This is a genomic window from Rhodohalobacter sp. 614A, assembly GCF_021462415.1.
Lineage (GTDB): Bacteria > Bacteroidota > Rhodothermia > Balneolales > Balneolaceae > Rhodohalobacter.
In genome coordinates this window covers 178,619-205,375 of the sequence record NZ_JAKEDS010000003.1, presented here as the reverse complement: position 1 = coordinate 205,375, position 26,757 = coordinate 178,619, and the positions used below count along the sequence as shown (strand labels likewise).

Genomic DNA, 26,757 nt, shown 5'->3' with positions numbered 1-26,757 from the left:
ACCATGTACTCATGAATAACGATGTTGTAATCGTAGCTGCCAAACGAACTGCCTGTGGAAAAGCGAATAAAGGATCACTTCGGTTTACTCGTCCCGATACGTTGATGGGAGAGGTGATTAAGGATTTGATGAAAAAATCGGATAATGTTGAGCCCGACATGATTGATGATGTCATTGTTGGATGCGCATTTCCTGAGGCATCACAGGGCCTAAATATTGCCCGGCAGTGTGCGTTACTCGGCGGACTTCCTGATTCGGTGCCTGGAATGACCGTAAATCGATTTTGTTCATCCGGACTCCAGACAATAGCGATGGCTGCTGAACGAATTATGGCAGGCGGAGCGGATATTATCATTGCCGGTGGTGTGGAGTCGATGAGTTTGGTGCCAATGGGTGGATTATCATTTCAACCGAACCCGGAGCTCGCGGAAGATCATCCGGAGATCTATATCAGCATGGGATTAACGGCAGAGAATGTGGCTGAAAAATATGGAGTAAGCCGGGAGGATCAGGATGAATTCGCGTTTAAGAGTCATCAAAAATGCATTAAAGCTTGGGAAGAAGGTTATTTTGATGACCAGATAACACCGGTTGAAGTTACTCATAAATTTGTAACAGCCGATGGAGATGTAGAAGAGGAGAATTTCACGTTCCAAAAAGATGAAGGTCCGCGACCGGATACGAATCTTGAAGCCCTGAACGGATTACGCCCTGTTTTTAAACAAGGCGGGACCGTAACACCGGGAAATTCTTCGCAGATGAATGATGCCGCAGCAGGAGTGATAGTAATGACTCTCGAAAAAGCCGAAGAACTTGGGTTGACACCCATCGCGAAATATCACGGATTTTCTGTAGCCGGCGTCGCACCTGAAATTATGGGAATTGGGCCGGTCGAGGCGATTCCGAAAGTGTTAAACCAAACGGGAATTAAAAAAGAAGAGATCGATCTGATTGAACTAAACGAAGCGTTTGCAGCTCAATCCATCGCTGTGATTCGTGAGACTGGTTTGGATCCCGAAAAAGTGAATATCAACGGCGGAGCCATTGCAATGGGTCATCCTCTTGGTTGTACAGGAGCAAAACTAACTACACAGATTCTTTATGATTTGAAGCGACTGAATAAGCGTTTTGGAATGGTAACGATGTGTGTAGGCGGTGGAATGGGCGCTGCCGGAATATTTGAGAATTTAGATTAGTAGATAGTTTTAAGTAGATGGTAGATAGGTGAGACTAGCGTGTGCGTCTTGCTCGCGTTCGGAAAAACATTGGTCACAAGCGAGATACTTGCGCCATCCCATTTTTCATTTATAATAAAATCTATCTACTTAAAACCATCTACCTAAAACTAAACCCATGTTTAAAGAAGACACTCTCGACGGTAACACAATTCTCATCACTGGGGGCGGAAGCGGACTCGGCCTATCAATGGGAAAGAAGTTTGCAGAATTGGGCTCCAATATTGCGATTTGCGGCCGCACGGAAAAGAAGTTACAAAATGCGGTTGAAGAGCTCTCAGAATTCGGAACGGATGTTCAATATTATGTTACCGATGTCCGGGATTATGAAGCTGTAGGAGAGATGTTTGAAAAGATCGTAGATGATTTTGGAGGGATCACCGGCTTGGTTAATAATGCTGCCGGAAATTTCCTCAGCGCTTCTGAAGATCTGACTCTAAATGGATTTAAGACTGTTGTTGATATTGTTTTATATGGGAGCTTTAATTGTACGCATCATTTTGGCAATTACCTGATCAAACAAAAAGAAAAAGGGAACATTCTAAATATTGTGACGACCTACGCGGAAGATGCGGGCTCCGCATTTGTATTGCCATCGGCTTGTGGAAAAGCCGGCGTGTTAGCGATGACTCGATCACTCGCCTTTGAATGGGCTGAGTATGATATCAGGGTAAATGCTATAGCTCCCGGTCCCTTTCCCACAGAAGGGGCGTGGACGCGTCTTTTCCCCACAAAAAAAGCAGAGAAGAAATATCTGGACAAAATTCCAGCCGGCAGATATGGCAATCACGAAGAGCTCGCAAATCTCGCTGCTTTTTTGATGAGTGATATGGCGCCCTACATCACAGGCGAAACAGTGACCATTGATGGTGGCGAAAAACTCTCAGGTGGTCAATTCAATTTTGTGGATTCCCTGATGTCCCGTAGCAAACTCAAATCTATTTTTAAAATGATGAAAAAGATGGGCTGAAGTTTCAGTTTATTGTATTTGGATAAACGGCGCCGATAACCCGAAAAATTTACTTATCAAGAGAGTTATAATTTCTATATTCAGCTATTCTTTCATCCGAAATCTATTGAAACCATGCTTTCAAATTTTTTTTCATCGTTGGGTTATTCATTTTTTGGTATCCTGTTATTACTGTTTATCCCCGGAACAGAACCTGATGAAGTAACTGTTGACGATTATAAACGAGCAGAAACCTTTCTTTCAAGTCACACAAACCCACTTGTATATCATGAAATCTCTTCACAAAAATGGACAGATGATGGACGTTTAATCTATCAAAAATCTGTAAAAGGTGGTTTTGAATTTATGGTAGCCAATCCTGAAAGTGGAGAAAAAAGATCTGCTTTTGATCATGATAAACTTGCGGAAGCTATATCTGAAACTGGCCAAAATGATGTGAATCCGTTGCAGCTTCCATTTCGTGAATTCAGTTATTCCGATGATCATCAATCAATACTGTTTTCTGCATTTAATCAGGAATATTCATGTTCAATCGGTGATTACAATTGTAGAGCAAAAGAATCAGAGCAAAAAGTGAATCGGTTTACGGAAAATCTTTCGCCGGATGGGAAAAAAGCAGCTTTTATCCGAGACTATAATCTTTGGATTCGGGATGTCCAAACAGGAAAAGAGACTCAGTTGACATTTGACGGGGAAAAAGATTACGGATACGCAACAAATAATGCCGGTTGGGTAAAAAGAGATAACCCGGTTTTGTTATGGTCACCGGACTCCCAGCGAATTGCCACGTTCCGGCATGATGGTCGTGAGGTTGGAGAGATGTATCTGGTGAGCACAGAAGTAGGACATTCAGAACTTGAGCAGTGGAAATATCCCTTACCCGGTGATGAACATATTTTTATGATCGAGCGGATTGTGATAAACCTGGATGGCTCCAAACCGGAAATTGTCCGGCTGGATATGGAACCGGATGCTCACCGGTCGACAATAACCGATCATATCGCTGGATGGGACGGAACTTTTTTAGATGTGGAGTGGAGTAAGGACAGCCAAAATCTGGCATTTGTCTCTTCTTCAAGAGATCACAAGATTGCTCACCTGAAAACGGCAAATCCGGAAACTGGAGATGTTCACTCTGTTCTTCGGGAAGAAGAGGACACATTTTTTGAATCCGGGATTAATGACATTAGTTGGAGATTGCTAGACACTTCAAATGAAGTGATTTGGTTTTCTCAACGGGATAACTGGGGACACCTGTATCTCTATGATCTTCAAACCGGTGAATTGAAGAACCAGATTACGACAGGGGAGTGGAATGTCCGGGAGATCCTTCATATCGATGAAGAAAAAAGAAAGATATATTTTATAGGTTCCGTTCGTGAGGAGGGAGATCCGTACTTCCAGTATTTGTATAGCATTCATTTTGACGGGAGTGATTTAAAACTTCTAACCCCGGAACAAGCCAATCATGACATTACATTTTCTGCCGAATCTGGTTTTTTTACAGATGTGTACTCCACTCCAGATACGCCACCTATTTCACAGATTCGGGATTTGGAGGGGAATAAAATGATGGACCTTGAAAAAGCAGATATTTCAGATTTAGAGGCAACCGGCTGGCAGCCTCCAATTCCGTTCAGCGTTAAGGCAAGAGACGGTGAAACCGATTTATATGGATTGATGTACAAACCCACCCATTTTGATGAATCTAAATCGTATCCCATTTTAAACTACTTGTATCCGGGTCCGCAAAGTGGAAGTGTTGGAAGCCGATCCTTTCGGGCGTCTCGCAGCGATAAGCAGGCTTTGGCAGAATTGGGCTTTATTGTAGTTGAAGTAGATGCGATGGGCACACCGGGCCGATCGAAAGCCTTTCACGAGTTTTATTACGGCAACATGGGAGATAATGGAATTCCTGATCAGATCACCATGATCAAACAGCTTGCTGACCAACATCCGTGGATGGATATTGACCGTGTTGGAATTTTTGGTCACTCGGGAGGAGGTTTCGCATCCACTCGGGCCATTCTTGAATATCCGGATTTTTACAAAGTAGCTGTTTCCGGTGCAGGAAATCATGACAATCGAAATTATGAAGACGATTGGGGCGAAAAATGGCAGGGACTCCTCACAGAAACCGAAAACGGTACAAATTATGATAACCAGGCGAATCAGCTTTTGGCTGAAAACCTGAAAGGAAAATTGCTCATTACTCATGGAACAATGGACAATAATGTGCCGCCTTACAACACTTTGCTGGTAGTTGATGCCTTGATTGAAGCAAATAAAGATTTCGACCTGATATTATTTCCGAATCGCCGCCATGGTTTTTATAGTGAACCATACATGATGCGAAGAAGATGGGATTATTTTGTGCGCCATCTCAAAGGTGTTGAGCCGCCAAAAGAGTTTGCCTTTGGTAGTGAGTAATATCTCTTTTTTTTGAAAAAGTCAGTCTTTTTCCATCAGAGATTTAATCTGATCCAATGCATTCGCTGTACGTAATGCATCATAAGGAGAGAAAATGGTTTCCTGCTGAAGCTGGATTGATTTTATAAACTGCACAACCGACCATTCAGCTGTATCTGTAGGATCAAATTTCTTTTCCTGGATTGTTACGCGGTCCATATCATTTCCCCTGTAAATCCTCACTTTTTGTTTGGTAACATCACAATTTGCCATCACCTTACGATTTGAGAAGATTCTTTGATGGACTTCTTTTTCTGCGGATGCGAGAAATTGCATGGAAGCTACGGCCGCATTTTCAAACCGAAGAGTTAAATCCAGTCCCAATAAACTTCTCTGAATAACAATTGGCTTCACTTCATATCGATGAATATTTCCGCCCATCCATTTTATAATCAGCGCCAGTTCATCTGTCCACTGGTGGTGAAATTCATCTTCAGAAAGTACCCGGTTATTCAATGGCACACTTTCTTTTTTGATTTGAATTAACTCGGGTTTGGAGACTTCCTTCTGAATCCAGTTCATTGATTCGGAAAGAGATGGCCAGTGTGTAAACTGTACATTTACATGAGCCTCTTCAGATACGTGATATAATTTCTCAAGAAGGGCTTTATCAGTTGGAAGTTTTGAAATCAGGTAGGTATGATTTCCACCCTTTACGGAATGGAGGAGACGCTGGAGATTTTCTTTTGAGTCGTCAATCAGTAAAACGGCATCCAGACCGGTACTATCAGACAGAGACGTTGTTATGGTAACTTCTTTTACAACAGATAGCTTGCGTAAATGCTTTTCCCAAGCTGAAGCTCGTTCACGCTCACCCACAATGGCAATCTTCATAGGCTGGAATAATTATTAAATGCCGTTTAGAGGAAGATGGAGAGGAGTGACCAGTATTCCAAATAGTCAGTAAAAAATTAATCCGGCATAATGAGTGCAAGGATGAAATAAATGAGAACCATAGTTCCGAAAGAAGAGAAGACTAAAATCAAAAAGATGATACGGATAATCGTTGGATCCCAATTGAGATATTCAGCAATCCCGCCACAAACACCGGCGATCATCTTATTCATTCGTGATTTTCTGAGCTTGGCTGGCATATGCTATATACTTCGAAGTTTTATAAAATGCATTTCTAATGCCTACGAAGTTCGTAAATCAAAGTTTCAAAAAGAATAAGAAAAAGATTTTTTAAAGCGGGAAAAATAAAAAAGGCAGAATTCACTTTTGTGAATTCCGCCTGTTTCCGTAAAGCTATGGCTCAGCTTTCGGTTAAAGAAGATGTTGCGTTCATTGATCTGCGGTCAATACCATTTCAGAATTGGAAGGTGTGATTAAACTTGAAGTTTCGCTGTTTGTAGGTGGTTCCGGTGTGGGTGTGCTGCTATTTCCGTTTCCATCCAAGCGGAAAAAGATAGGAAGTGAAAATTGAACACGAACGGGTTTTCCGTGTTGATAGCCTGGTTCAAATTTTGCTTGTCTGACGACTCTCAATGCTTCAGCATCAGCGCCGGCACCAATGCCTCGAATTACTTTTGCATCTTCCACATCGCCTGCTTCATTTACCACAAACTGAACGTATACCCGGCCTTCAATACCTTTTTGTCGTGCTTCTTCGGGGTACTGGACGTTTTTCATGATTCCTTCAAGCCCGCCTTTTAGTTGAGGCATGTCTTCTACAACTACAAAGTAATCTTCTTTGTCAGATATTTGCGTTGGAGGAGGTGGGGGAGGTACTTCCTGTGGTTCCATTCCCAAAACACCAAGGACAGTATTATAAGATTTAGGATCCGGCTTGGTATTTATAACGATCACACCTTTAGAAGCGCGTTCTCCATATTTTTCTATGGCCATATCTCCTTTAAAAACTTCAACGGAATGAATGTGCTCCGGTTCAAGAAGATTTAATTGTTCAAGCGCTTCTTTGTGACGTTCGGACTGCTCTTCATCTCCCATAAAAATCAAAACCTGATGGTATCCTCTTTCTCCCGTTTGGTCGATATCGGTCATCAAATTGAGATCTTCTTCATCAAAGACTTTATTGGACTGCATGTCGGTACAAGACATGGCAACCGCCGTTGAAAGAATGATGAATGCAAATATGGCTATGCTCGATCGTTTTGGGATCGGGCGATTTGGTTTTTGTTGAGTGATCATTTGTATCCTTTTTTTTAGGTTGGATGATTCCTGAGCCATATTTACAGAAAGTTCTTTATTAATATTCGGCATGGGCAGCAGTTCCAGAAGGAGTGAGGCATACTTTTTTCTTGAGACAGAATTATTGGAAAGTACAAGGCTGTCACACCGAATTTCGCGATAATCAATCAGTTCGCGTTTTAATAAATGAACAAAGGGATGAAACCAGAAAAAGATCTGAGTGAACGATATAATTACATTTGACAGAAAATCATTTTGAATGATATGTGTCAATTCGTGCCGCAAAACAAGGTTCAGTTTTTCTTCATCTTTTTTAAGAGAATTTGGGAGGAGAATTACCGGGTAGTTTATACCAAATGTTACAGGGATAATTTCCTGTTCAAGGAATGCAATTTGAATGTTTTTCTCAGTTTCAGTAATTAAAAGCCGGTTATTGAAGTCCAGTTTTTTCAGATTCTGAATCGGGAGAAAATTGCATTTGGCTTTTAAACGAACAAGCTGAAACCATTGCTTAATGTTTCTGACAGCGAATAAAATCAATCCAATTGAAAAGAGTAGAAAAACAGCAGAATAGAGAACTGTGGTAGTAGAAATTGAAGACGAAGGAGTAGATGAAATGGTCAGCTCAAACGGCGCGGTAACAGAAATAAATGTGAGACTTTCAGAAGGCGCCGAAAAAATGGTCCCTGCATATTGGATCACTCCAAGAGCTATAAATCCCGCGGGCAGCGCAAATAAAAGCGCCAACCGGGAGTGATATTGATATTGCGGATGAGTTCCCCGAACGATTCGTAATGCCAGTAAAATCAGTCCACCCAAAACGGTCCAAATTAACAACGGCAGCCATGAAAATTGAATGATCTGCTCGCCTACCTCGGCAATTTGTTGAATGAATTCTACCATCGTTTAGTCCTCAAGCTTATCAATCATATTTTTAATTTCGCGTCTTTCTTCTTCTGACAAATTTTCATTTTGAACCAGTGTTTGGACCAAGTCTTTTGGAGATCCCTGAAATACTTTATCAATAAGCCTGTTGATTAAGCTGTAACGAACCTGGTCGGGTTGAACTGCAGCGCTGTATATATAGCTCAAACCGTCTTTTCGGTATTTTAAATACTCTTTGTCAGCCAGGTTTTTCATAATTGTCATGACCGTTGTATAGGCAACTTCACGATATTCCAGGATTTTTTCCCGAACATCAGCAACGGATGCCTCACCCAAATTCCATACAATATTCAGGATTTCCATTTCTGTTTCGCCAAGGGGATCAAGTGGTTTTCTCATATCGAATTCTTTCTATTATAACATTAGTACTAATTAAATAGTAATAGCAATGAAAGTCAAGAAGCAATTTTTAAAACAATTAATTTTCTCTCAATAAGAAAACTGCCATGTTCAGAGAAGCAGAACTTCTTTTTCAATAAATGCAAGTAAAGCGTCAGCTTCATCAAAAAAGGGGAGTTTTGATGATGTTAGCGATTGAAAGAAATTCAAATGAGATTTGCTGACTTTTGTAAAGAGCACAGACTTCTTATGTTTGATAGCAAGAGCCGCTTCCGATGCTGTCCCCAAACCCATTCCACAAACAATCACCACATCGGCTGTGAGAATATTTATGAGATTTCGAGCACTGCCAACACCCGTTATAATTGGTATCGATACATGATCGGACATTCCCAAATGGGAATCACCCGGTAGCACTCCCATTACTTCACCACCGGCTTCAGCGGCACCTTTGGATGCAGCATCCATCACGCCAGCTTTTCGTCCGCCGGTTAACAAAATCCAGTTCCTCTTCGCTATATGACTGCCAATTATTTCAGCCTGATCAAGTACAGTGCGGTCATTTGGATTGCCAGGGCCCATCACACCAATAATCGGTTTTCCGGATTTATTCATTTTCAGGAATTTGATTTGAATTCATGTGCAGAATTATAATAGAAAGTACTGACATCATAAGTTTAACTTTAAAAGTTCACTAATCCAGAAAAAGCTGAATTCCGGTCTTTAAAACAGCGCATAAATTGTTAACTTCGCAAAGCAGAAAAAATATAATAGCATGAGTGAATCGATACGCGAAGTTACCTTAAGAACGAAAGGAATATTACCTGTTCAAAAATTAAAAATATTGGCCGATGCCGGGATTATTTCCGGAGTAGATGGTTACCCGATTGAAGAAAACCAGTTTCAACCAAACTCAATAGATTTACGACTGGGACAAAAGGCATATCGGGTGCGCAGTAGTTTTCTTCCTGAAAATGAAACGGTTGAGGAAAAGGTTGAGAAGCTTCATCAGTATACATTTTCCATAGAAGATGGCGCTGTACTTGAACCGAATTGTGTCTATATCATTCCTTTGCTTGAGGAAGTTCGGCTGCCTCATTCTCATTATTCAATTCAGAAAAATCTGTTCAATGAAAATGGATCTGACGAGTTACGCCTCTATTCAGAAGAGAATCTGACAGCTAAAGCCAATCCCAAAAGTACCACGGGCCGGCTTGATATTTTTACAAGAGTCATCACGGATTACTCTCACAGATTCGAGGAAATTGAACCGGGATATCACGGGAAATTATACCTTGAAGTGGTTCCGAAATCGTTTCCGATAAAAGTAAGAACCGGCCACCGGTTGAATCAGCTCAGAATTCGTCACGGCCATACCGTTTTAAGTGACCAGGATCTTCTACGTATTCATGGAAGTGATCCGCTTTTGTTTGATGGCGATGGAAATCCATTGCCGCTTTCCTCCCTTAAAGTGAATAACGGCCTTTTTATGAGTGTAAACCTGCGGACTGATGGGGATGATATTTTGGGATATAAAGCCAAAAAGCATCGCGATCTTATCGACCTGGATAACATTAATCATTACGAAATTGACGATTTCTGGGAACCGATTTTAGCCCGGGATGATGATCATCTGATACTTGAACCCGAAGCGTTCTACATTTTTGCTTCAAGTGAACGATGCCGGATTCCAAAGCATCTTGCGGCCGAAATGATTGCTTATGATACAGGTTCTGGTGAGCTCAGAACTCATTATGCCGGTTTTTTTGATAGCGGATTTGGAGGCGAAGTGAGTGACAAGGGTGCACGTGCCGTTCTGGAAGTTCGCTCACATGACGTTCCGTTTTTGATTGAACACGGCCAAACTTTTTGCAGTATGAAATTCGAGCCAAATACAGAAATCCCTGACTTCATTTATGGTACGGACATAAAAAGTAATTACCAGGGGCAGGGACTTAAACTTGGCAAGCATTTCAAACAGCCGTAATAATGCCAGTCGATCGTTGTATTTGTCATAAGATCAGTTTTGCTGATATCAAACGGATTACAGAATCAAGAGGGTTGACTACTTTAGAGCAGCTGAGAGCTGAAAAAATTTGCAGTACGAATTGTAAGCTTTGTGGTCCCTACATCAAAAAGTTATTGCAAACCGGAAGAACTTCTTTTGAACCGATGGTAAATACGGAATAAATACATGAATCTTTTTTTTACTGATTCAAAAGACATTCAGCCCAAAAGTTTAATTGTGAGAGGGCAAGAAGCAGATCACATTACAAAAGTCCTCAGGCATTCGATAGGGGATACTGTGTTTGTGACAGACGGAAGAGGAAACTGCTATAAATGCCAAATTAATGATTTAAAAAAAAGTACAGTTTTTCTGGATATCAATGACACCAAAAAAGAGCCTGTGAAGAAACCACAGGTGACGCTGTGTTTGGGAGTTATAAAAAAAAGAGACCGCCTGGAATTTGCAGTTGAGAAAGCAGTGGAACTTGGAGTATCCAAATTTATTCTCTTTAAGGGAGAACATAGTCAAAAAGGAAATGTAAGAGAAGACCGGTTAGAGAGTACGGCCATTGCGGCGATGAAACAGTCACTTCGTTTTTATTTGCCGGAGATTATTATTGAAGAATCTCTGGAAGATGCTGTCTCAACTCATTCTGGCGATTGTAAGATTATTGTGGCTGATGAAACGATTGATGATAGCAACCAGGAATTCAACGAAAGCCAGGAATATTTCTTAATTGTAGGGCCTGAGGGTGGTTTTTCAAATAGCGAGCGGGATTTCTTAAAAACTATTAAAGCGGATTATTATTCACTGGGAGAGAAACGGTTGCGAGCAGAAACGGCTGCAATCGTTATGGTAGATCGCTTTGCCAATCAAAAATAGAAAAGGCCCGAATAGGAATATTCGAGCCTCACAAAGTTCGTTTTAAATTCTTTTAGTTATTGTACAGACTTGTGCTTCCAGTCTGTGTTTCAACCAGAATATCGAGGTTTTCGGCAGCTTCCCAAAGAGTCATTGCTTCTTTGAGCTCAGCATTGAAATGGTCATTAATGATTGGATAAAAGTACTCCATACCCCAAACCTGGTGAGCCACTTCAGCTTTCATTCGTGCGAAAAGATTGGGTTTGAGCTTATTATACTCATCAATCGAAATTTGTAAAGAATCGTCTTCAACAGTGATCTCTTCGGCTTCTGCAGTTAAAACCATTCCCGCATCTTTCATCATGCCAAGAAATTCCTCCTGAGTTTCTCCACTGAAAGTAAAATTCTCACGGAATCCCTGGAAATCGTCTTTCCACTGTGTTCGAAATTCTTCGCCGTGTTTATCCAGGTAATTTCTAACAAAGTCGAAATTCACACGGTTTTGAATCATGAAACCATAAAGGTAGGATACACTGTCTCGCTGAACAATGATATCCGGTACAATTCCGCCTCCTCCAAAAACATCGCGGCCGTTTTTAGTTTTATAGTGGAGAGAATCGGGTACCTGTTCTTTAAACTGGATAGCATCCATGGATGCATTTTCTTCGCGGTGGCTAATTTCGTAGGCGTATTCTTCGTTTCCATTATCGAAAGGTTTTTGAATCAGTCTTCCGGAAGGGGTGTAGTAACGAGAAATGGTAACCCGAATATTACTCTTGTCAATCAATTCATATTGTTGCTGTACGAGTCCTTTACCAAATGTTCGTTGCCCAACAATGAGTCCGCGATCCTGATCCTGGATAGCTCCGCTAACAATTTCACTCGCAGAAGCCGATCCTTCGTTTACTAAAACGATAACCGGCATATCTTTTAATTCGCCATTTTGACGGGAGAAATATTCTGCATTAAACCGCTGATGGCGGCTCTGTGTTGAAACCAGTTTGGTACCTCGGGAGAAGAATTCTTCTGAAATGGCAATTGCCTGGCTTAAGTAACCACCCGGATTATTTCTCAGATCGAGAACGATACGTTCCATTCCTTTTTCATTAAGCCTGTCTACAGCTTCGAGAAATTCCTCATGAGTAGTGGCCGCAAACCGGTTGATTTTAACATAACCGGTTTTGGTATCCAGCATATAAGATGTATCTACCGTGGTGAGAGGAATATCATCCCGTACAATAGTGAAATCCATCTTTTTGGGATTGCCCGGCCGATGAATGGTTACTTCAACTTCTGTTCCTTTTTCGCCCCGTAAACGGCTTACAACTTGTTGATTACTAAAGCCGATAGCGCTGGAATCGTCAATGGCAGTAATCCGGTCTCCGGACATAATTCCCAATTGATCGCTGGGGCCACCGGAAATGGCAGTAATCACTGTAATGGTGTCTGAAATTACCTGGAACTGAATTCCAATTCCCTGGAATTTGCCGGCAAACTCTTCCTGTATATGCTCACTTTCTTCAGGTTCGATATAAACAGAATGTGGGTCAAGGGTTGAAAGCATGCCGCGAATAGATGCTTCCACCAACCGCCCCATATTTTCTTCAGGATGATTGTTTGCTATATACAAATAAGCCTTTTCATAACTATTGTAAGAGTCTCTAAGGTTATCGATTTCTCCAATTGCAGTGGTATCCAATGGCGTACCCAGAAGATTAATGGTTGAATCTTCAAGGGATTTTACCATTGAGACCAAACTGGTTTTATAGAGTGTCTTAACATCCGTATCTCCGTAGTAATTATCGACTACACGTCGCTGTGCCTGAAGATATTTGTGCAGGTTTTCCTGGTGTGAGTCATTTCTGACAAGAACACTATCGATACCAGCGAGCCAAACAGCAGAAAGGATAAGCAAGACGACAAGCTGCGGAGCAATAAATTTTTTCACGGACATATGGGACTTATGATTGTTGTTTCTTTAATCAACGGAAAATCGATTCCAAAGATTATACTAATTGAAATTTCTAATTGCCATTCATAATTATTACTAGCAAAAGATATTAAAAAAGTTTCGTTGCTATGGTTTATGGGCTTCAGCCTTAATGTTAAAGAATGTAATGGCTGAGGTCTTTATTCTTCACTAGCCCATCTAATTGCTTATGTACATAGGATTCATCAATGGTAATATCACCACTTCCGATATCGTCGGGTACCGCAAACAGAAGTTCTTCAAGTAGGGAGGAGAGAATGGTGTGCAACCGTCTGGCTCCAATGTTTTCCACTTCCTGATTTACCTCTGCGGCAATTTTGGCAATTTCTTTCACGGCTCCTTCAGAAAATTCAACTTTTACTCCCTCAGATTCCAGCATAGCCTGGTACTGTTTTGTGAGAGCATTCTTAGGTTGAGTAAGAATATTGAAAAAGTCTTCTTCTGTAAGTGAATTCAACTCAACCCGAATTGGAAATCGTCCCTGTAATTCAGGAATCAAATCCGAGGGTTTGGACACATGAAATGCACCGGATCCGATGAACAGAATGTGATCAGTTTTAACAATTCCGTGCTTGGTATTCACCGTGCTTCCCTCAACAATCGGAAGTAAATCGCGCTGAACACCTTGCCGGCTTACATCGGCAGATCCTCCGCCTTTACCATTGGATGAAGAGTCGCTGGCTACTTTGTCAATTTCATCAATAAAAACAATGCCTTGATTGTGAACCCGTTCGATGGCTTCCTGAACGGCTGCTTCGTGGTCGATCAGTTTTTCAGATTCCTGTTCAATCAATACTTCACGGGCTTCATGAATGGGTAAACTGCGTTTTGTCTTTTTCCCGCCTTTAGAGAGATTTCCCAGCATGTCCTGCAAATTCATTCCCATCTCTTCCATTCCCTGCGGCCCAAAAACCTGCATCATCGGGGTTCTGCTGGAACTTACCTGGATTTCAATATTTCTGTCTTCGAGCTCACCGTTCTTCAGTTTTTCGCGGAATCGTTCGCGTGTCCGTTCATTCAGTTCAGCATCAGAAGCCTTGTCGGCATTAAATCCAACTTCATTCTGTCCGGATGAAGAGGTGCTTTTACTTTTACTTCGAACCGGGGGAATGAGAATATCCAGGATTTTTTCTTCTACAATTTTTGCAGCTTTTTCTTTTACCCGTTCCTGCATTTCTTCTTTCACCATATTTACGGCGAGGTCAGTTAAATCTCGAATCATGGATTCTACATCCCGGCCTACGTAACCGACTTCTGTAAATTTCGAGGCTTCTACTTTTATGAAAGGCGCACCGGCAAGCTTGGCAAGTCGTCTTGCAATTTCAGTTTTACCAACGCCGGTCGGCCCGATCATCAAAATGTTGTTGGGAATGATTTCATCCCGGATGTCGGGATCAGATTTGAGTCTTCTCCAGCGGTTTCTGAGAGCAATGGCTACAGATCGTTTCGCTTCTTTCTGCCCGATAATATACTTATCAAGCTCCTCGACAATTTGTCGCGGTGTTAAATTTTCTTGTTGAATAACTTTCATGAACTACTCTTCTTCAATTTCTAAAATGGTCAAATTATGATTCGTGTAGATGCATATATCGGCCGCAATATTTAACGACTTTTCAACGATTTCTTTTGCAGATAATTCTGGTGCATTTTCTTTTAATGCCCTGGCAGCAGCCAGTGCATACGAGCCACCGCTTCCGATGGCCAGAATCTGATGATCTGGTTCAATCACATCACCCTGGCCTGAAATAAGCAGGGATTGTTCTTTATCCATCACAACCAGTAATGCTTCAAGTTTCTGCAGAAATTTATCTTTTCTCCATTCTTTGGCCAGCTCTACGGCAGCCCTTTGCAGGTGGCCGTTGTAGCTGTTCAGCTTTTCCTCAAACTTTTCAAAGAGTGTAAATGCATCTGCTGTTGATCCTGCAAATCCAGCAAGGATCTTGCCATTTTGCAGTTTCCTGACTTTTTTTACCGTTCCTTTCATAACGGTTTTATCGAGAGTAGCTTGTCCGTCGCCACCAATGGCAACTTTTCCATTATGAATCACTCCCACAACGGTTGTTGCGTGAAGATTTTTTAAACTGTTCATGATAATTGTTTATAAATAAATTGGAATTTCTTTTTTTACCCGTAACTTTTTCTTTTGGGGCGCGGGGGCAGATTTGATCGTTTGTTGGCACTGCTATTGCCTCCATTTCCGTTACGGTCGTCTTTTGAGTAATAGTCCAGAGTGTTGTTCTCTTCACTCTCTGCTTCTTCAAGCTGGTCTTCGTGAGCATCCAAAATATCGTCGATGGATTGCCCTTGTAGCACAACATCGGTGATTTCAAGGTCTGAACCGGTCAGTGTTGCTTTGAATTCATTTAAGGAAATGGTTTCATCTGCAATAAAACTGATCTTCATTTTATATCGGAGTATCCATTTCCAACGCTGGCTGAAAAATCCTTTACAGATAAACGATCTTAAATAAGGATTTACATAGATATCAACTGCACGGTATTCTGTGCTATATTTAAATTTGCTGATCCAGCTTTCTATATCTGTTACAATGGTGTCCTGGCTGACCACGCTTCCGGTTCCGCCACACATTGGGCATACTTTTGAGACTGAATTTACCACGCTTGGCCGGATTCGCTGTCTCGTGATTTGCACGAGTCCGAAATCGCTCATGCCGATTACATTGGTTTTTGCCTGGTCTTTTTTGAACTCTTTTTTGAGCTCATCGTAGATTTTCTTCCTGTTTTTATTATCGCGCAGATCGATGAAATCCACCACAATAATTCCTCCAATGTCCCGGAGCCGTAACTGCTTGGCAATTTCCCGAGCTGCTTCAAGATTGGTTTTCAGAGAGTTGTCTTCCTGACGTTCCTTTGCCGCGTACGGACCTGAGTTAACATCTACCACGTACATGGCTTCTGTCTGCTCAAAAATCAGGTAACCACCGGATGGCATTCGCACCCGCGGCGAGAAAATCGAGTTCACATCATGGCCAATATTTGTATGGTCAAATATGTGATCTTTACCTTTGTACAGTTGAACCGAAGGCAACATCTTCGGCGCAATTTGAGATACATAGCTTTTAACTGATTTATAAAGCTGATAATCATCAATGAGAACTCTGTCGTATTGCTTTGCAAAAAGGTCACGAATCAGGCTTTCTGTGATGTCCAGGTCTTTGTAAAGAAGGGTAGGGGCTTTTGCATTTTCGAGTTTGTTAAGGATGCGTTCCCACTTTTTGAGGATGGTTCGCATATCATCCTCAATGGCTCCCTTGTCCTGGTTTTGGGCGACCGTTCTAACAATCACTCCAAAACCTTCTGGCAACATTGAGCCGACAATGCTTTTCAGCCGTCGCCGTTCTTTCCCATTGTTTATTTTCTTTGAGAGAGCGATATATTCGCCCATCGGTATTAAAACCAAAAAACGTCCCGCAATGGTAATGTCGGTAGATACACGCGGACCTTTTGATCCTATCGGTTCCTTGACAATTTGTACGAGCAAATTTTGGTTATTTTTCAGGAGTTTGCCAGCAAGTATCTGCTTGTCGTTATTCGATAGTTTATTAAAATTGGACAGTTCTTTTTTGGCAGACTGAGAAATACTGTTCTCTCCATTGAGCATCATTAGATATTGCCCAAGGTGATCTCCGGCATCAGAGAAGTGAAGGAAAGCGTCTTTTTCCATGCCCACATCGATAAAAGCGGCACGGATACCACTCATTACTTTATGAACTCTCGCGATATAAATATCGCCAACAGTACGCTGGTTTTCTTCAGATTCTATAAATAACTGCGCAAGTTCCCCGTTTTCTAAAAGTGCCACACGGGTTTGTTTGCCCGACGAGTGGATTATAATTTGATTTTTCATGTAAGAAATGGAATTTCATCAGCAACTCGCCAAGCTTCTCTTTCACCACAAGCAGGAGAGTTTCCATACTGTGAGGAGAATAAAAAATCATCTGGTAATTATCATTCATAAAAGCAGTGCGAGCTGCCACATCGTTATAATTCTTGTTATAAAATGAATAGGCTGTGTGAACGCCTTGACAATTCGAAATGTCAGCAGTTTCTGCTGAGCGACAGATCGCCCGCAGAAGATAAAGGAAAGGGTTTAAAAAAAGGTGTAAATGCTTGATAATGCTTGTCTTAATATTCATCTTGGATACAATTCACACAATATTCACGATAAAGCTAATATAGTGTAAAGTTAACTAATTATTAAATATCGAATGAATTTAAAAGAAGACAGATATGGATTTATTGATCTGCTCTTGTGATAGATGCTCCTACGCTATTCAGCTTTTTTTCTAACTGCTCGTAACCCCGGTCAAGATGATACACGCGCAGAATTTCGGATTGTCCCTCTGCTGCCATTGCAGCTAAAACCAAACTAACGCTGGCACGAAGATCCGTACTCATTACGGATGTGCCGGTCAGCTGGGTTGGCCCCTGAATGGTAACTTTATTCTTTTCGACAGAGAGTTTTGCGCCCAGTCTTTTCAATTCCGGCACATAACTAAATCGATCAAAATAGATGGTATCGGTAACGGTGCTGGTTCCTTTTGCCTGTGTCATCAAAGTGGCCCATTGAGCCTGTAGATCGGTAGGGAAGCCGGGATATATTTTTGTTTTAATAGATACCGGATTAATTCCTCCGTTGGTTTGAATACGAATATCAGACCCTGATATTTCAAAGTGCACACCCAGCTTTTTGAAATATGTGGGGAATCGTCCCAAATCTTCCGGTTTACAGCCGGTTAAAGTCACATCCGAGTCCGGATGCATGGCAGCTGCAATCATATAGGTGCCGGTTTCAATACGGTCAGGATCATTGGAAAACTCAACTCCTTCAAGTTTATCTACTTTTTGAATCGTCAATGTATCTGTACCAATTCCCTCAATATCAGCGCCCATTTTTTTAAGCATATTGCAGAGAAGTACAACATCCGGCTCTTTTGCAGCATTTTTAATCACAAATTTTTTGGCTCGCAGAACAGCCCCTAAAACCAGGTTAATCGTAGCGCCAACACTGCTCGGTTCAAGCGTAAACTCGCCGCCTTCCACCGAGTTGTTATCGATGGAAGCATGTACATATCCCTGCTCAAGTTCAATATCAATCCCCATCGTTTCAAATCCTTTCAGGTGAAGATCTACGGGGCGGGGTCCCCAGGCGCATCCTCCCGGCAGGGAAACTTTCGCCTCACCGGCTCGGCCGATTAATGCACCAAGCATATAAAACGATGCCCGCATTTTTCGAACCAGATCATACGGAGCTTCAGTATGATTCAGAGTTGTAGGGTCTATACGTAAAGTATTTTCACTTTCATTAAAGTCAACTTCGGTGCCCGTGCCGCGAATTACGTCGTTAAACGTATAAATATCCTTTAGCCGTGGGACGAGATGAATAGTTGAAGGTGAGTTGCCTAATAAAGATGCAGCCATCAGGGGGAGGGCTGCATTTTTTGACCCGCTTATTGGAATTTGTCCTTTGAGAGGTGTGGGTCCTTCGATGATAAATTTATCCACTGGGTTCTATGTCTATCAGTAATTGATTTTTTTCTACGTTATCTCCTTGTTGTACATGCAATTTAGAAACTACACCATTTGTGGGAGATTTCAATTCGTTCTCCATTTTCATTGCTTCCAGAATCAAAACCGGCTGCGCTTCTTCAACGCTAACTCCTTCAGTTATCAGCAATTCAAGAATTTTGCCCGGCATGGGAGCATTTAAACTTCCTGCCGATGCTGCGGCCCCGGAATGGAAGCCAAGTTTTTCGAGCAACAGATCCTGCTCATCTTTTACAGTAGCTTCAAAATAACTGCCATTGATGGTGAACGAAATGTTATGTCCATTCACTTCAATGTTATCGATTTTATAAAGTTTAGTTCCCGTTCTGAATAACATTCTCCCGGATTTTTGAACAATCACTTCTAAAGGGATTGTTGTATCGTCAACTACAGCTTCAGTCTGTTGATCATTAAGCTCAACATTGAATACATCACCATTTATTTTGCTTTCAAAATGCATAGTTCTGGATGCTTTTTAGTCCACGTTTAGTAGCCTTAAAAGAGAATTGATCGATGTTGTCGGAATCGTAAAAGGGAGAAACGCTTTTGGTCAGATCTTTTTCATACACTTCAATAAATCCGTGGTTGATCAATTTGATAAGATCATCCCGGATCGATCCATAGGTTAGCCCCGTCTCTTCTTGTATATGTTCGAATGATTCCGGAAAGATCAACTCTTTGAGTATCGATTTCTCCGAATCGGTTAATTTACTTTTAGGCATACTTAAAAATAGATTCTCTGTAAACGAATGACAATCAAAAAAAGAAATATTTATCTGATTTTAAATGAGCGAATAAAATAACCAGACAGGAATTTCTAAACTGCAATGTTCGATGAATGTTTTAGCTTGATGTTCAGCTTCCTAAAAACAGATCAGCGGGAATAGAATTTTACTCAATTTTAATATCTCCGTAGCTGATAATATTTCCGCGATCATCTTCAATAATAATCCTGTATAGTCCGACCGGATTTTGTGGAAATTGCGCAATGTCTAATGGATCTAAAGAGATTGTATTCAAGCTACTATAAACAGTCATGTCCGGAGAGACAGGTTTTACAGTAGTTCTATCATATAAAGCTAATACTCGAAAACCTGAAAGGGCACCGGTATCGGTTACAAAGAAATTAATCGTCAAGCGCTGATTTGACAATAGAGCATTAGGGAAAGGTGGTTCGTCCATATAAACAAATCCTTGGAAAAAAGGAGCAATTCGCCAGTCGTCGGGATCGGTATTATTGTCAACAATTTGTCCGTTATTGTCAGTTTGGGTAAAATTTTCGGGTAAGCTGATGGCCTGTTTCTCAAACTCCCGTTGGTCATCACTTTGGGTGCAGGAGATCATCAAGAGAACAAAAAGGGAAACAAAAGCAACGGTTATTCGGTTCAGTTTTGGAGAAGACAAAATGATGAAAGATTGATTAAATGTGAGAAACAATGATTAATTCCGGTTCAAAAAAGCCGGTAAAAAGTTGTATTTTGAAGTTTAATGTAATTTAAAATTTTTATGATAGAAGTTTACGGAATCAACAACTGCGATAAAATCCGAAAAACCAAAAAGTGGTTGAAGGAAAATGATATTGAGTTTGAGTTTTTTGATGTAAAAAAAGAGCCCCTTTCACGCGAAGAACTGGAGGAGTTTGTTCACCGTGTTGGCCTGGATACTCTGGTCAATAAAAGAGGAATGAAATGGAGAAAGCTGGGTTTAAAGGATCAGGACTTAGGTGACGATGAACTTTTTGAAGAGCTTCTTAAGAACCAAACAATGATAAAAAGACCCGTTTTAATTAGCGGAGAAGCAATTTTGGTAGGGTATGATGAGGACGCGTTTGAAACATTTGTTGATTAAATCCGGCATCTTATCCTTTTTGTGCCTGTTCCTGATTACGCCTGATCTCTCAGCGCAGTCGGAGTTTACTTTTCAACGAGACGAACCGCCCACGATGCAGATGATGCTTGATGCGAGAGAGGTGTTTCGATACGAGGTTACTTACGGTTGGTTTACGCTCGGGTGGATTGAGGTAAAGCTTTTGCCGGACACTACTTATGAAGGGCAGGAAGTGTATCACCTGCAAACAATGATGGAATCAAACAGCAAGAATATTTTAATCGGCGAGAAACTGGTGAGCTATGAAAACCTCTTTCAGTTCAATGAAAAGTGGCCATACAGTTTTATTTTTTGGCGGAATGATTTCCACGATGATGAGCCAAACAGCGTTCGAATAGTTTTTGACAGAGACAGCAGCAAGGTTCGGTTTTATGAACACGGAGAATTCATGGAATCGCTCGATCTGGTTGAACCGGCCAGTGGCGGGGATACGATATTTTATTACTCAAGAATGTTTGCCGGAGAAGAAACTCCCTACGAACTGCCCGTGTATATTGAGAATGAATTGGGATATGTGAGATCTCAAAGCAGCAAAGAAACGGATATGCGGGAATACGAGGCATTCGATGAGCCGGTTGAAACCTATTTAAGTAATGGTCATGCAGATATTGACGGGCCGTTTGGGTTCCGCGGAAATTTTAAATCATGGTTTTCTACGAGTGATTTACGTGTGCCGTTAGAAGCCCATGTGAAAGTGATTTTTGGAAATGTTAAAGTAAAATTAATCTCATACAGCCGAGAAGGAGGCAACAATTAAAGTTTTTTTTCAACAACTGGAACACGCCGATGGTTTACCCTTACCCGAGTACGAAACCGAAGGCGCAGCCGGGTTTGATTTACGGGCGGCAATCACCGAACCTGTAACTCTGGAACCGGGCAAACGCGCTCTCATTCCTATTGGAATAAAACTTGCTCTGCCAAATGGCTACGAAGCACAGATCCGTCCAAGAAGCGGCTTGGCGTATAAACATGGTATCACAATGCTCAACTCTCCCGGCACTATCGATTCTGACTACAGGGGAGAGATAAAAGTGATCGCGATTAATCATGGCGAGGAATCGTTCACGATCAATAGGGGCGACCGTATTGCACAAATGGTTATTGCCCAGTTTCAACAAATTGAAATCCAAAAAGTGTTTGAACTCCCTAAAACAAAACGCGGAGACGGTGGCTTCGGAAGTACCGGAGTTTAGCAGAATTTTCTGATCAAATCTGAGTGAAAGAGAAGTTACAGCCATACATAGATCTTATAGTGGGCAATAGAAACTACCGCAGGCTGTGGCTTGCCCAAATTATATCCAATTTTGGTGATTGGTTTGGCCTTCTTGCCGTTTACGCATTGATTCATACTTATAGCGGTTCCGAACTGCTTTTGGGATTGATCATTGTAGTAAAAATGCTCAGCCTTGCATTTTCATCTCCATTGGCCGGGTACATCACAGACCGCTTTAACCGGCGGCAGCTTATGATTTTATGTGATGTGGTACGGGGCCTTCTAATATTGGGTTTAATCTTTATCAACTCTGCTGCATTGCTGTGGCTGGCGTATGTTTTAACGGCTATTCAAATGGTTTTTTCAGCTATTTTTGAGCCGGCCAAAACATCATCCATACCCAATGTTACCACGGCGGAAGAGCTGGTAAATGCAAACATTCTCTCGGCAGCTTCCTGGAGTATCATTTTTACGACAGGAATGGCCATCGGAGGTTTTGCCACGGCTTATTTTGGTACAAATTTGGTTTTTGTGATCAACGCAATCAGTTATGGAGTCTCCGCTTATTACATTTACAAGGCAGATATTCCTCAGGTTGAAATGAGTGCAGAGGATAAACGAAAATACAGGAATCCTCTCACGGGAATCACGGAAGGTTTTCGCTTCCTTAAAAACAACGGTTCGGTACTTCGTCCGGCATTAGCCAAAGGTACTTTTACGATGTGTATTGGGGCACTCGTTTACATGCTGATTATTGTCGCAGAAGATGTTTTGTTGATGGGAAGTGTGGGACTCGGAATTCTGTATGCGGCCCGCGGAATAGGTACCGGAATCGGCCCTGTTTTAGGACGGAGACTTTTCAGACAGGAAAGTAGTTGGGTACGGGCTATGGGACTTTTTATGATTTTTTGCGGGTTGATGTACTGTATAACAAGCTGGCTCAATTCAATTATTTTTATGAGCCTTTTCGTATTACTCGCTCACATGGCATCCGGTTCAAACTGGGTGATGAGCACGGTTCTTCTTCAACGGAGATCGCCGGATGTTTTCAGGGGAAGGGTTTTTAGTACGGAATGGTTGTTATTTACACTTGCACAATCGGTTTCCGTGACCGTTGCGTCTTTGATGCTGGAGTTTGAGTGGCTCACTATTCGTGAATGTATGCTCGCTTTTTCTATCCTGTTGATTATATCCGGCTCGTTCTGGCTCACAAAAATTGCCCCAAAAGAAAAAGATACTCCGGATGATATTCTGGACGGATTTCAATACAGACCGTCTTAAAACCCGAATTTATGCGGGAGCGGAAGTGACTGGAGATCTTTTCTTTCCGGAATTTACCGTATCTCCAAAATTTGCCCATACCATCCAAAGAATAAATATGACGATATAGAAAATGGCGGTGGTAGAATAATCGTGTGTAAATTCAAATCCCTGGGGCCAGTACTCTTGAATAAAACACAAGCTTACAATTCTGGCTACATTCACGAGATAAATGATTGCAATCCCGAAAATGGAAAAATAAACTCGCGGCATCCACGCACCGGGATAAGCGAAAATAAATCCAAGAAAAAGACCAATCGCAGCAATGCCGTTGCAGCCATCTACAATTTCAACTCCTGGGGCTCCCGTAATACCGACAACTCGTCCGTATAGAAAAACTTCCTCACCTAAAAAAGTGAGAATTCCGGCGCTTACGGAGGCAATATTTTTTGATAGCGGGACGTCAATGTAGCCATTGGGCAAAACCCACAATTCGTACACAATGTACCATACAAGGTAAATGCAAAAAACCTTGAACAGGAAAATGGCGATGTCGGATTTTAAAAAAGATTTCATTGCGTAAATATAGCAGGATCTGATCGATTCTCTTAGAGTTTGTAAATTAAAAATCCCTGGCAAAAGAAGCCTTACAAAAACAGGAATTAATGTTATCTTTTGAACCTAAATTAATTGCTACAGATGATCTGGGAAGACAGTTTATATTTATGGTTTTTATTGCTGATTCCACTTCTTTGGGGTGGCTACTGGTGGTATAAGCGCCAACAAAGCCAGCGCAGGTCCGCATACTTTGATGACCGGCTTGTAAAACAGCTCAGGAAAAATTTTTGGCAAACGGGGGATAAGGTTCGTCTTATCTCTTTTATGATAGCTACTCTCTTTTTTATTGTGGCACTTGCCGGGCCAAAAATCGGTACCGAAGTTCGGGAAGTGCAGCGAAAAGGTGTAAATATGATGGTAGCCCTTGATCTTTCTGCCAGCATGAATGCGGAAGATGTACGACCAAGCCGTCTTGAAAAAGCAAAATTTGAAATCAACAGGTTGATCAATCGTTTGCAGGGCGACCGTATCGGGCTGCTTGTTTTTACAGACCAAGCATTTCTGCAAGTGCCATTTACAACGGATTATTCGGCTCTTCGGCTGTTTATTGATATTGTGAATTCCGAACAGATGCCGTCAGGCGGAACCAATTTTAGTGCAGCAATGGAAACGGCCCTTGAAAGTTTTAATTCTCTTGAAGAACAGGAGCAAGGCAATGCATCTGATGTGCTTTTATTTGTGGGCGATGGCGAAAACCACGGAGGCGGATACGATTCGCAACTAAACGCTTTGGTAGATAATGGCGTGATTATTTTCTCGGTCGGTATTGGAACCCCAAATGGCAGTCCAATTCCGGTTTATAATGAAAACGGAACGCTGGTTTCATACGAGAGAGATTCGGATGGAAGCACCATTAATACACGCCTTGAGTCAGAAGCTATGCAGGATATTGCTAATGAAGGTGGCGGAGAGTATTACGAAATACGATCAGGGAGTGATAATATTGAACCTTTCTTTTCGAAACTGGATGAACTGGAACGGGGAGAATTTTCAAGCCAGGAATTTGCTGATTATAAAAATCAGTACCAGATATTGTTGGTTGTGGGATTATTCTTTTTGATGATTACGCTGTTCTTCCCTGAAACCAAACCTAAAATGCTTGAAAAAAAGCAGGATAATTGAGAATTGATTTCCTATGATTAAACTTTTTGTTACCGATCTTGACGGGTGCATTTCATATCCATTTAGAACTCCGAAGTGGGAAACCGTCAATATAATCAGAGAGCTCAATCTAAAAAGCCGGGTTGATGAAAATATTCCTCCTTTAACAATTTGTACGGGACGCCCGTATCCTTATGCCGAAGCCGTTGCACAATGGCTGGATGTAAGAATTCCATTTGTTTTTGAAAGTGCAGCACTTTACATCTGGGAGGGAAATAAGATTGAAACCGCATTGGAGAGTCACGATGGAGCCCTGGAACCCATTCGAAAAATGAAGCAATGGCTCAAAGAACTGCTTCCTTCTTTTCCCATCGCACAATTGGAATTTGCGAAAATGATGGATGCCGGAATAGTCTGTCCGGATCTTGAAACGGTGAAGGCAATACATGAAAGAATCCGCGAAAAAGTTTCAGTTGATTTCCCCGATCTGGAAATTCACACGACTGATGTATCTGTAAACGTGCTGATGCCCGGGAATAACAAACTTCAGGGAATGAAACTGTTGGCCAATAAACTGGGAATATCACTTGATGAGATCGCTTATATCGGGGATACAAGCGGTGATATTCCGGCTCTGAAAAATGTAAAATTGGCATACTCTCCCAAAAACGCCATTCGTGCGGTAAAGGAATGTACCCACACTTTTGAATCAGAAACAACGGATGCTGTTTTGGAAGCCTATCAACAGATTATTGAATTGAACCGGGAGCATTCAGCCAAATCCTCAGCGGTCTAGGAAAAGTCCACAACCGGCAAGTGTATCCGTTTTTGCTGGAGCTAAAACTACAGATACGGTTTGAGGGAATAAATAGCCGCTCATTGAATCCTGGCAATAGTTGTCCATCACTTGAATAGTGATTTGGCCAGAATCTGAGTTTCCTTCAAAAATTATTTGATCAGTATTTCTTGTGGAATCCGTCTTCTCAAAATGCTGAGAGGAATCTGGTGTCTCGAAAATGAAGTTATTCATTGAATCCATTTTTACCGACCAGAATGGTTCATTTCCACCGGCATAAAAAGTAAATCCCTGTTTTGCCAGTTTTTGATGATGTTCATGAATTGATGATTGGTCGCCGGTTCGTTCTAATACGTACATTTCGGACAGATTCCCGCGAATGGGTTGATTGTTGTTGTCCAGAAATGTTAAGGTTTGCGGCCCGATCAGGAATTTTTTCCCAAAGTTCTCATTGTTGGGTTGTAAAAGTGTAAGGGTATCTCCATCAATTTTCCACGTCCCGGTTCCCTCAAATGCTGATGGAGATCGTTCCTGATAGCGCAGAATTTCAATGAACTGGTCTTTTTCAATGATGAGGTGATAGTCAATCCCCGGGCAATCTGCACAAGGAATTGTTCCGGTATACATGGCCGGAAGATTTATATCCGGCAATTTCTCGTTGCCGCTATTATTTTCCGAAGTTTCAAGCTGCCCGTTTGTATCACAGGAAATGACGGCAAACCCACAAATTATGCTGATAATGAATAATAAATGGATGCGAAAGTAAACTGTTTGCTTCATAAGGTTATAAAACAGTTTAATTACCCGAAGGTTTCTTGTCCTATGTCAGGTTTTCAGTTTTCTTGAGGGATTCTTCAGCCATCTCCTGATGGTACTTCTCCAGTTTATCAGCTACATCAGAGTCTTCACTTCCAAGAATTCGTGCTGCCATCAAACCTGCATTTTTAGCTTTGCCGATAGCTACCGTTGCAACAGGGACGCCGTTTGGCATTTGTACGATAGAGTAGAGGCTGTCAACGCCACCCAGGGCGGTGGTTTTTACCGGTACGCCAACGACAGGGAGGGTTGTGTAAGCGGCTAACATTCCGGGAAGATGAGCCGCCCCGCCGGCTCCGGCAATAATCACTTTTAGTCCGCGATTGCGCGCTGTTTTTCCATAATCAGCCATTAAATCCGGAGTTCTGTGGGCTGAAACCACACGTTTTTCAAACGAAATTCCAAATTGTTCCAATATTTCGGCGGCTTCCTTCATGGTAGGCCAGTCACTATCGCTGCCCATTACAACTCCAACAATCGGTTTCTCTGACATATCAAAAGATTACATGAATATTTCTAAACAAAAGATTT

General features: G+C 41.7%; 28 protein-coding genes. 12 read left to right on the top strand and 16 right to left on the bottom strand.

What is annotated here, in order from left to right; all coding sequences use genetic code 11:
• Window positions 1-11: 11 nt before the first annotated feature.
• The 3 genes from L0B18_RS14685 to L0B18_RS14675 all read left to right on the top strand — a co-directional run bounded on the left by L0B18_RS14685 (window position 12) and on the right by L0B18_RS14675 (window position 4,635).
• Entirely contained in the window at window positions 12-1,196 is a 1,185-nt protein-coding gene (locus tag L0B18_RS14685; protein ID WP_234572551.1) for a thiolase family protein, read from the top strand.
• A 157-nt stretch (window positions 1,197-1,353) separates the two neighbouring features.
• Window positions 1,354-2,205, top strand: a complete 852-nt coding sequence (locus tag L0B18_RS14680) for an SDR family oxidoreductase (RefSeq protein WP_234572550.1) — start codon at window positions 1,354-1,356, stop codon at window positions 2,203-2,205.
• 114 nt (window positions 2,206-2,319) lie between these two features.
• Window positions 2,320-4,635 (top strand): S9 family peptidase, encoded by a 2,316-nt coding sequence (locus tag L0B18_RS14675; protein WP_234572549.1) that lies wholly within the window; start codon window positions 2,320-2,322, stop codon window positions 4,633-4,635.
• Window positions 4,636-4,656: 21 nt separating this feature from the next.
• On the opposite strand, the gene L0B18_RS14670 is transcribed toward L0B18_RS14675, so the two are convergent.
• The 5 genes from L0B18_RS14670 to L0B18_RS14650 form a co-directional block, all read right to left on the bottom strand.
• Window positions 4,657-5,508 (bottom strand): hypothetical protein, encoded by an 852-nt coding sequence (locus L0B18_RS14670; protein WP_234572548.1) that lies wholly within the window; start codon window positions 5,506-5,508, stop codon window positions 4,657-4,659.
• Between the two features lie 77 nt (window positions 5,509-5,585).
• A complete protein-coding gene (locus tag L0B18_RS14665) occupies window positions 5,586-5,768 on the bottom strand; it encodes a PspC domain-containing protein (protein ID WP_255695677.1) in 183 nt (60 codons plus the stop codon).
• A gap of 190 nt (window positions 5,769-5,958) precedes the next feature.
• Complete coding sequence (locus tag L0B18_RS14660) at window positions 5,959-7,728, bottom strand: M56 family metallopeptidase (RefSeq protein WP_234572546.1); 1,770 nt, start codon at window positions 7,726-7,728, stop codon at window positions 5,959-5,961.
• A 3-nt stretch (window positions 7,729-7,731) separates the two neighbouring features.
• Window positions 7,732-8,109 (bottom strand): BlaI/MecI/CopY family transcriptional regulator, encoded by a 378-nt coding sequence (locus L0B18_RS14655; protein ID WP_234572545.1) that lies wholly within the window; start codon window positions 8,107-8,109, stop codon window positions 7,732-7,734.
• Between the two features lie 111 nt (window positions 8,110-8,220).
• Window positions 8,221-8,724: a cytochrome gene (locus L0B18_RS14650; protein ID WP_234572544.1), complete on the bottom strand. Its 504-nt coding sequence runs from the start codon at window positions 8,722-8,724 to the stop codon at window positions 8,221-8,223.
• A gap of 160 nt (window positions 8,725-8,884) precedes the next feature.
• Here L0B18_RS14650 and L0B18_RS14645 point away from each other — a divergent pair, with 160 nt between their 5' ends.
• From L0B18_RS14645 to L0B18_RS14635, 3 genes are read left to right on the top strand one after another with little or no spacing between them, the layout of a single operon-like run.
• Window positions 8,885-10,096, top strand: coding sequence for a 2'-deoxycytidine 5'-triphosphate deaminase (locus tag L0B18_RS14645; protein ID WP_234572543.1), 1,212 nt, complete (start codon window positions 8,885-8,887; stop codon window positions 10,094-10,096).
• A gap of 2 nt (window positions 10,097-10,098) precedes the next feature.
• The gene (locus L0B18_RS14640; RefSeq protein WP_234572542.1) at window positions 10,099-10,299 is read left to right on the top strand and encodes a (2Fe-2S)-binding protein; all 201 of its coding nucleotides are present in this window, start codon (window positions 10,099-10,101) and stop codon (window positions 10,297-10,299) included.
• 4 nt (window positions 10,300-10,303) lie between these two features.
• Complete coding sequence (locus L0B18_RS14635) at window positions 10,304-10,999, top strand: RsmE family RNA methyltransferase (protein WP_234572541.1); 696 nt, start codon at window positions 10,304-10,306, stop codon at window positions 10,997-10,999.
• A gap of 52 nt (window positions 11,000-11,051) precedes the next feature.
• Here the strand turns inward: L0B18_RS14635 and L0B18_RS14630 are convergent, their stop codons facing one another.
• The 8 genes from L0B18_RS14630 to L0B18_RS14595 form a co-directional block, all read right to left on the bottom strand.
• A complete protein-coding gene (locus L0B18_RS14630; protein ID WP_234572540.1) occupies window positions 11,052-12,932 on the bottom strand; it encodes a S41 family peptidase in 1,881 nt (626 codons plus the stop codon).
• Between the two features lie 151 nt (window positions 12,933-13,083).
• On the bottom strand, window positions 13,084-14,499 hold the full coding sequence (gene hslU / locus L0B18_RS14625; protein ID WP_234572539.1) for an ATP-dependent protease ATPase subunit HslU: 1,416 nt from the start codon (window positions 14,497-14,499) through the stop codon (window positions 13,084-13,086).
• A gap of 3 nt (window positions 14,500-14,502) precedes the next feature.
• Window positions 14,503-15,057 carry an ATP-dependent protease subunit HslV gene (gene hslV / locus L0B18_RS14620; RefSeq protein WP_234572538.1) on the bottom strand — a complete coding sequence of 185 codons (555 nt, stop codon included), beginning with the start codon at window positions 15,055-15,057 and terminating at the stop codon, window positions 14,503-14,505.
• 35 nt (window positions 15,058-15,092) lie between these two features.
• A complete protein-coding gene (locus L0B18_RS14615) occupies window positions 15,093-16,835 on the bottom strand; it encodes an Rne/Rng family ribonuclease (RefSeq protein WP_234572537.1) in 1,743 nt (580 codons plus the stop codon).
• A 389-nt stretch (window positions 16,836-17,224) separates the two neighbouring features.
• On the bottom strand, window positions 17,225-18,493 hold the full coding sequence (gene murA / locus L0B18_RS14610; protein ID WP_234572536.1) for a UDP-N-acetylglucosamine 1-carboxyvinyltransferase: 1,269 nt from the start codon (window positions 18,491-18,493) through the stop codon (window positions 17,225-17,227).
• A complete protein-coding gene (locus L0B18_RS14605; RefSeq protein ID WP_234572535.1) occupies window positions 18,486-18,995 on the bottom strand; it encodes an acetyl-CoA carboxylase biotin carboxyl carrier protein subunit in 510 nt (169 codons plus the stop codon). Before L0B18_RS14605 ends, murA begins: the two co-directional genes overlap by 8 nt.
• Entirely contained in the window at window positions 18,985-19,257 is a 273-nt protein-coding gene (locus L0B18_RS14600) for a hypothetical protein (RefSeq protein ID WP_234572534.1), read from the bottom strand. The genes L0B18_RS14605 and L0B18_RS14600 overlap by 11 nt, the downstream gene beginning before the upstream one ends.
• A 169-nt stretch (window positions 19,258-19,426) precedes the next feature.
• Complete coding sequence (locus L0B18_RS14595) at window positions 19,427-19,939, bottom strand: hypothetical protein (protein ID WP_234572533.1); 513 nt, start codon at window positions 19,937-19,939, stop codon at window positions 19,427-19,429.
• A 102-nt stretch (window positions 19,940-20,041) separates the two neighbouring features.
• Here L0B18_RS14595 and L0B18_RS14590 point away from each other — a divergent pair, with 102 nt between their 5' ends.
• Genes L0B18_RS14590 through L0B18_RS14575 form a run of 4 tightly spaced genes read left to right on the top strand, consistent with a single transcriptional unit; the run spans window position 20,042 to window position 22,916 of the window.
• Window positions 20,042-20,383 carry an arsenate reductase family protein gene (locus L0B18_RS14590; RefSeq protein WP_234572532.1) on the top strand — a complete coding sequence of 114 codons (342 nt, stop codon included), beginning with the start codon at window positions 20,042-20,044 and terminating at the stop codon, window positions 20,381-20,383.
• Window positions 20,349-21,179 carry a DUF3108 domain-containing protein gene (locus L0B18_RS14585; protein WP_234572531.1) on the top strand — a complete coding sequence of 277 codons (831 nt, stop codon included), beginning with the start codon at window positions 20,349-20,351 and terminating at the stop codon, window positions 21,177-21,179. The genes L0B18_RS14590 and L0B18_RS14585 overlap by 35 nt, the downstream gene beginning before the upstream one ends.
• Window positions 21,175-21,615, top strand: a complete 441-nt coding sequence (dut, locus tag L0B18_RS14580) for a dUTP diphosphatase (RefSeq protein ID WP_370647599.1) — start codon at window positions 21,175-21,177, stop codon at window positions 21,613-21,615. Before L0B18_RS14585 ends, dut begins: the two co-directional genes overlap by 5 nt.
• Window positions 21,616-21,638: 23 nt before the next feature.
• Window positions 21,639-22,916 (top strand): MFS transporter, encoded by a 1,278-nt coding sequence (locus L0B18_RS14575; protein WP_234572530.1) that lies wholly within the window; start codon window positions 21,639-21,641, stop codon window positions 22,914-22,916.
• Window positions 22,917-22,925: 9 nt separating this feature from the next.
• Here L0B18_RS14575 and xrtX read toward each other — a convergent pair whose 3' ends face one another.
• Entirely contained in the window at window positions 22,926-23,471 is a 546-nt protein-coding gene (gene xrtX, locus L0B18_RS14570) for an exosortase X (RefSeq protein ID WP_234572529.1), read from the bottom strand.
• A gap of 123 nt (window positions 23,472-23,594) precedes the next feature.
• On the opposite strand from xrtX, the gene L0B18_RS14565 reads away from it, so the two are divergent.
• Entirely contained in the window at window positions 23,595-24,635 is a 1,041-nt protein-coding gene (locus L0B18_RS14565) for a vWA domain-containing protein (protein ID WP_234572528.1), read from the top strand.
• A gap of 13 nt (window positions 24,636-24,648) precedes the next feature.
• A complete protein-coding gene (locus L0B18_RS14560) occupies window positions 24,649-25,410 on the top strand; it encodes an HAD family hydrolase (protein ID WP_234572527.1) in 762 nt (253 codons plus the stop codon).
• On the opposite strand, the gene L0B18_RS14555 is transcribed toward L0B18_RS14560, so the two are convergent.
• Window positions 25,399-26,190, bottom strand: a complete 792-nt coding sequence (locus tag L0B18_RS14555) for a copper resistance protein NlpE N-terminal domain-containing protein (RefSeq protein ID WP_234572526.1) — start codon at window positions 26,188-26,190, stop codon at window positions 25,399-25,401. The two genes, L0B18_RS14560 and L0B18_RS14555, sit on opposite strands and share 12 nt — an antisense overlap.
• Before the next feature lie 40 nt (window positions 26,191-26,230).
• Window positions 26,231-26,719, bottom strand: a complete 489-nt coding sequence (gene purE / locus L0B18_RS14550; RefSeq protein ID WP_234572525.1) for a 5-(carboxyamino)imidazole ribonucleotide mutase — start codon at window positions 26,717-26,719, stop codon at window positions 26,231-26,233.
• Between the last annotated feature and the right edge of the window lie 38 nt (window positions 26,720-26,757).

Bases quoted from the DNA above. Each gene is read 5' to 3' on its own strand.
- L0B18_RS14665 (WP_255695677.1), bottom strand. From the start codon at position 5,768: ATGCCAGCCAAGCTCAGAAAATCACGAATGAATAAGATGATCGCCGGT.
- hslU (WP_234572539.1), bottom strand. From the start codon at position 14,499: ATGAAAGTTATTCAACAAGAAAATTTAACACCGCGACAAATTGTCGAG.
- L0B18_RS14635 (WP_234572541.1), top strand. From the start codon at position 10,304: ATGAATCTTTTTTTTACTGATTCAAAAGACATTCAGCCCAAAAGTTTA.
- purE (WP_234572525.1), bottom strand. From the start codon at position 26,719: ATGTCAGAGAAACCGATTGTTGGAGTTGTAATGGGCAGCGATAGTGAC.
- L0B18_RS14640 (WP_234572542.1), top strand. From the start codon at position 10,099: ATGCCAGTCGATCGTTGTATTTGTCATAAGATCAGTTTTGCTGATATC.
- L0B18_RS14590 (WP_234572532.1), top strand. From the start codon at position 20,042: ATGATAGAAGTTTACGGAATCAACAACTGCGATAAAATCCGAAAAACC.
- L0B18_RS14565 (WP_234572528.1), top strand. From the start codon at position 23,595: ATGATCTGGGAAGACAGTTTATATTTATGGTTTTTATTGCTGATTCCA.
- L0B18_RS14685 (WP_234572551.1), top strand. From the start codon at position 12: ATGAATAACGATGTTGTAATCGTAGCTGCCAAACGAACTGCCTGTGGA.
- L0B18_RS14645 (WP_234572543.1), top strand. From the start codon at position 8,885: ATGAGTGAATCGATACGCGAAGTTACCTTAAGAACGAAAGGAATATTA.
- L0B18_RS14555 (WP_234572526.1), bottom strand. From the start codon at position 26,190: ATGAAGCAAACAGTTTACTTTCGCATCCATTTATTATTCATTATCAGC.
- L0B18_RS14670 (WP_234572548.1), bottom strand. From the start codon at position 5,508: ATGAAGATTGCCATTGTGGGTGAGCGTGAACGAGCTTCAGCTTGGGAA.
- L0B18_RS14585 (WP_234572531.1), top strand. From the start codon at position 20,349: ATGATGAGGACGCGTTTGAAACATTTGTTGATTAAATCCGGCATCTTA.
- L0B18_RS14650 (WP_234572544.1), bottom strand. From the start codon at position 8,724: ATGAATAAATCCGGAAAACCGATTATTGGTGTGATGGGCCCTGGCAAT.
- L0B18_RS14615 (WP_234572537.1), bottom strand. From the start codon at position 16,835: ATGAAAAATCAAATTATAATCCACTCGTCGGGCAAACAAACCCGTGTG.
- L0B18_RS14560 (WP_234572527.1), top strand. From the start codon at position 24,649: ATGATTAAACTTTTTGTTACCGATCTTGACGGGTGCATTTCATATCCA.
- L0B18_RS14630 (WP_234572540.1), bottom strand. From the start codon at position 12,932: ATGTCCGTGAAAAAATTTATTGCTCCGCAGCTTGTCGTCTTGCTTATC.
- L0B18_RS14600 (WP_234572534.1), bottom strand. From the start codon at position 19,257: ATGCCTAAAAGTAAATTAACCGATTCGGAGAAATCGATACTCAAAGAG.
- L0B18_RS14675 (WP_234572549.1), top strand. From the start codon at position 2,320: ATGCTTTCAAATTTTTTTTCATCGTTGGGTTATTCATTTTTTGGTATC.
- L0B18_RS14680 (WP_234572550.1), top strand. From the start codon at position 1,354: ATGTTTAAAGAAGACACTCTCGACGGTAACACAATTCTCATCACTGGG.
- L0B18_RS14655 (WP_234572545.1), bottom strand. From the start codon at position 8,109: ATGAGAAAACCACTTGATCCCCTTGGCGAAACAGAAATGGAAATCCTG.
- L0B18_RS14605 (WP_234572535.1), bottom strand. From the start codon at position 18,995: ATGCATTTTGAAAGCAAAATAAATGGTGATGTATTCAATGTTGAGCTT.
- hslV (WP_234572538.1), bottom strand. From the start codon at position 15,057: ATGAACAGTTTAAAAAATCTTCACGCAACAACCGTTGTGGGAGTGATT.
- L0B18_RS14660 (WP_234572546.1), bottom strand. From the start codon at position 7,728: ATGGTAGAATTCATTCAACAAATTGCCGAGGTAGGCGAGCAGATCATT.
- xrtX (WP_234572529.1), bottom strand. From the start codon at position 23,471: ATGAAATCTTTTTTAAAATCCGACATCGCCATTTTCCTGTTCAAGGTT.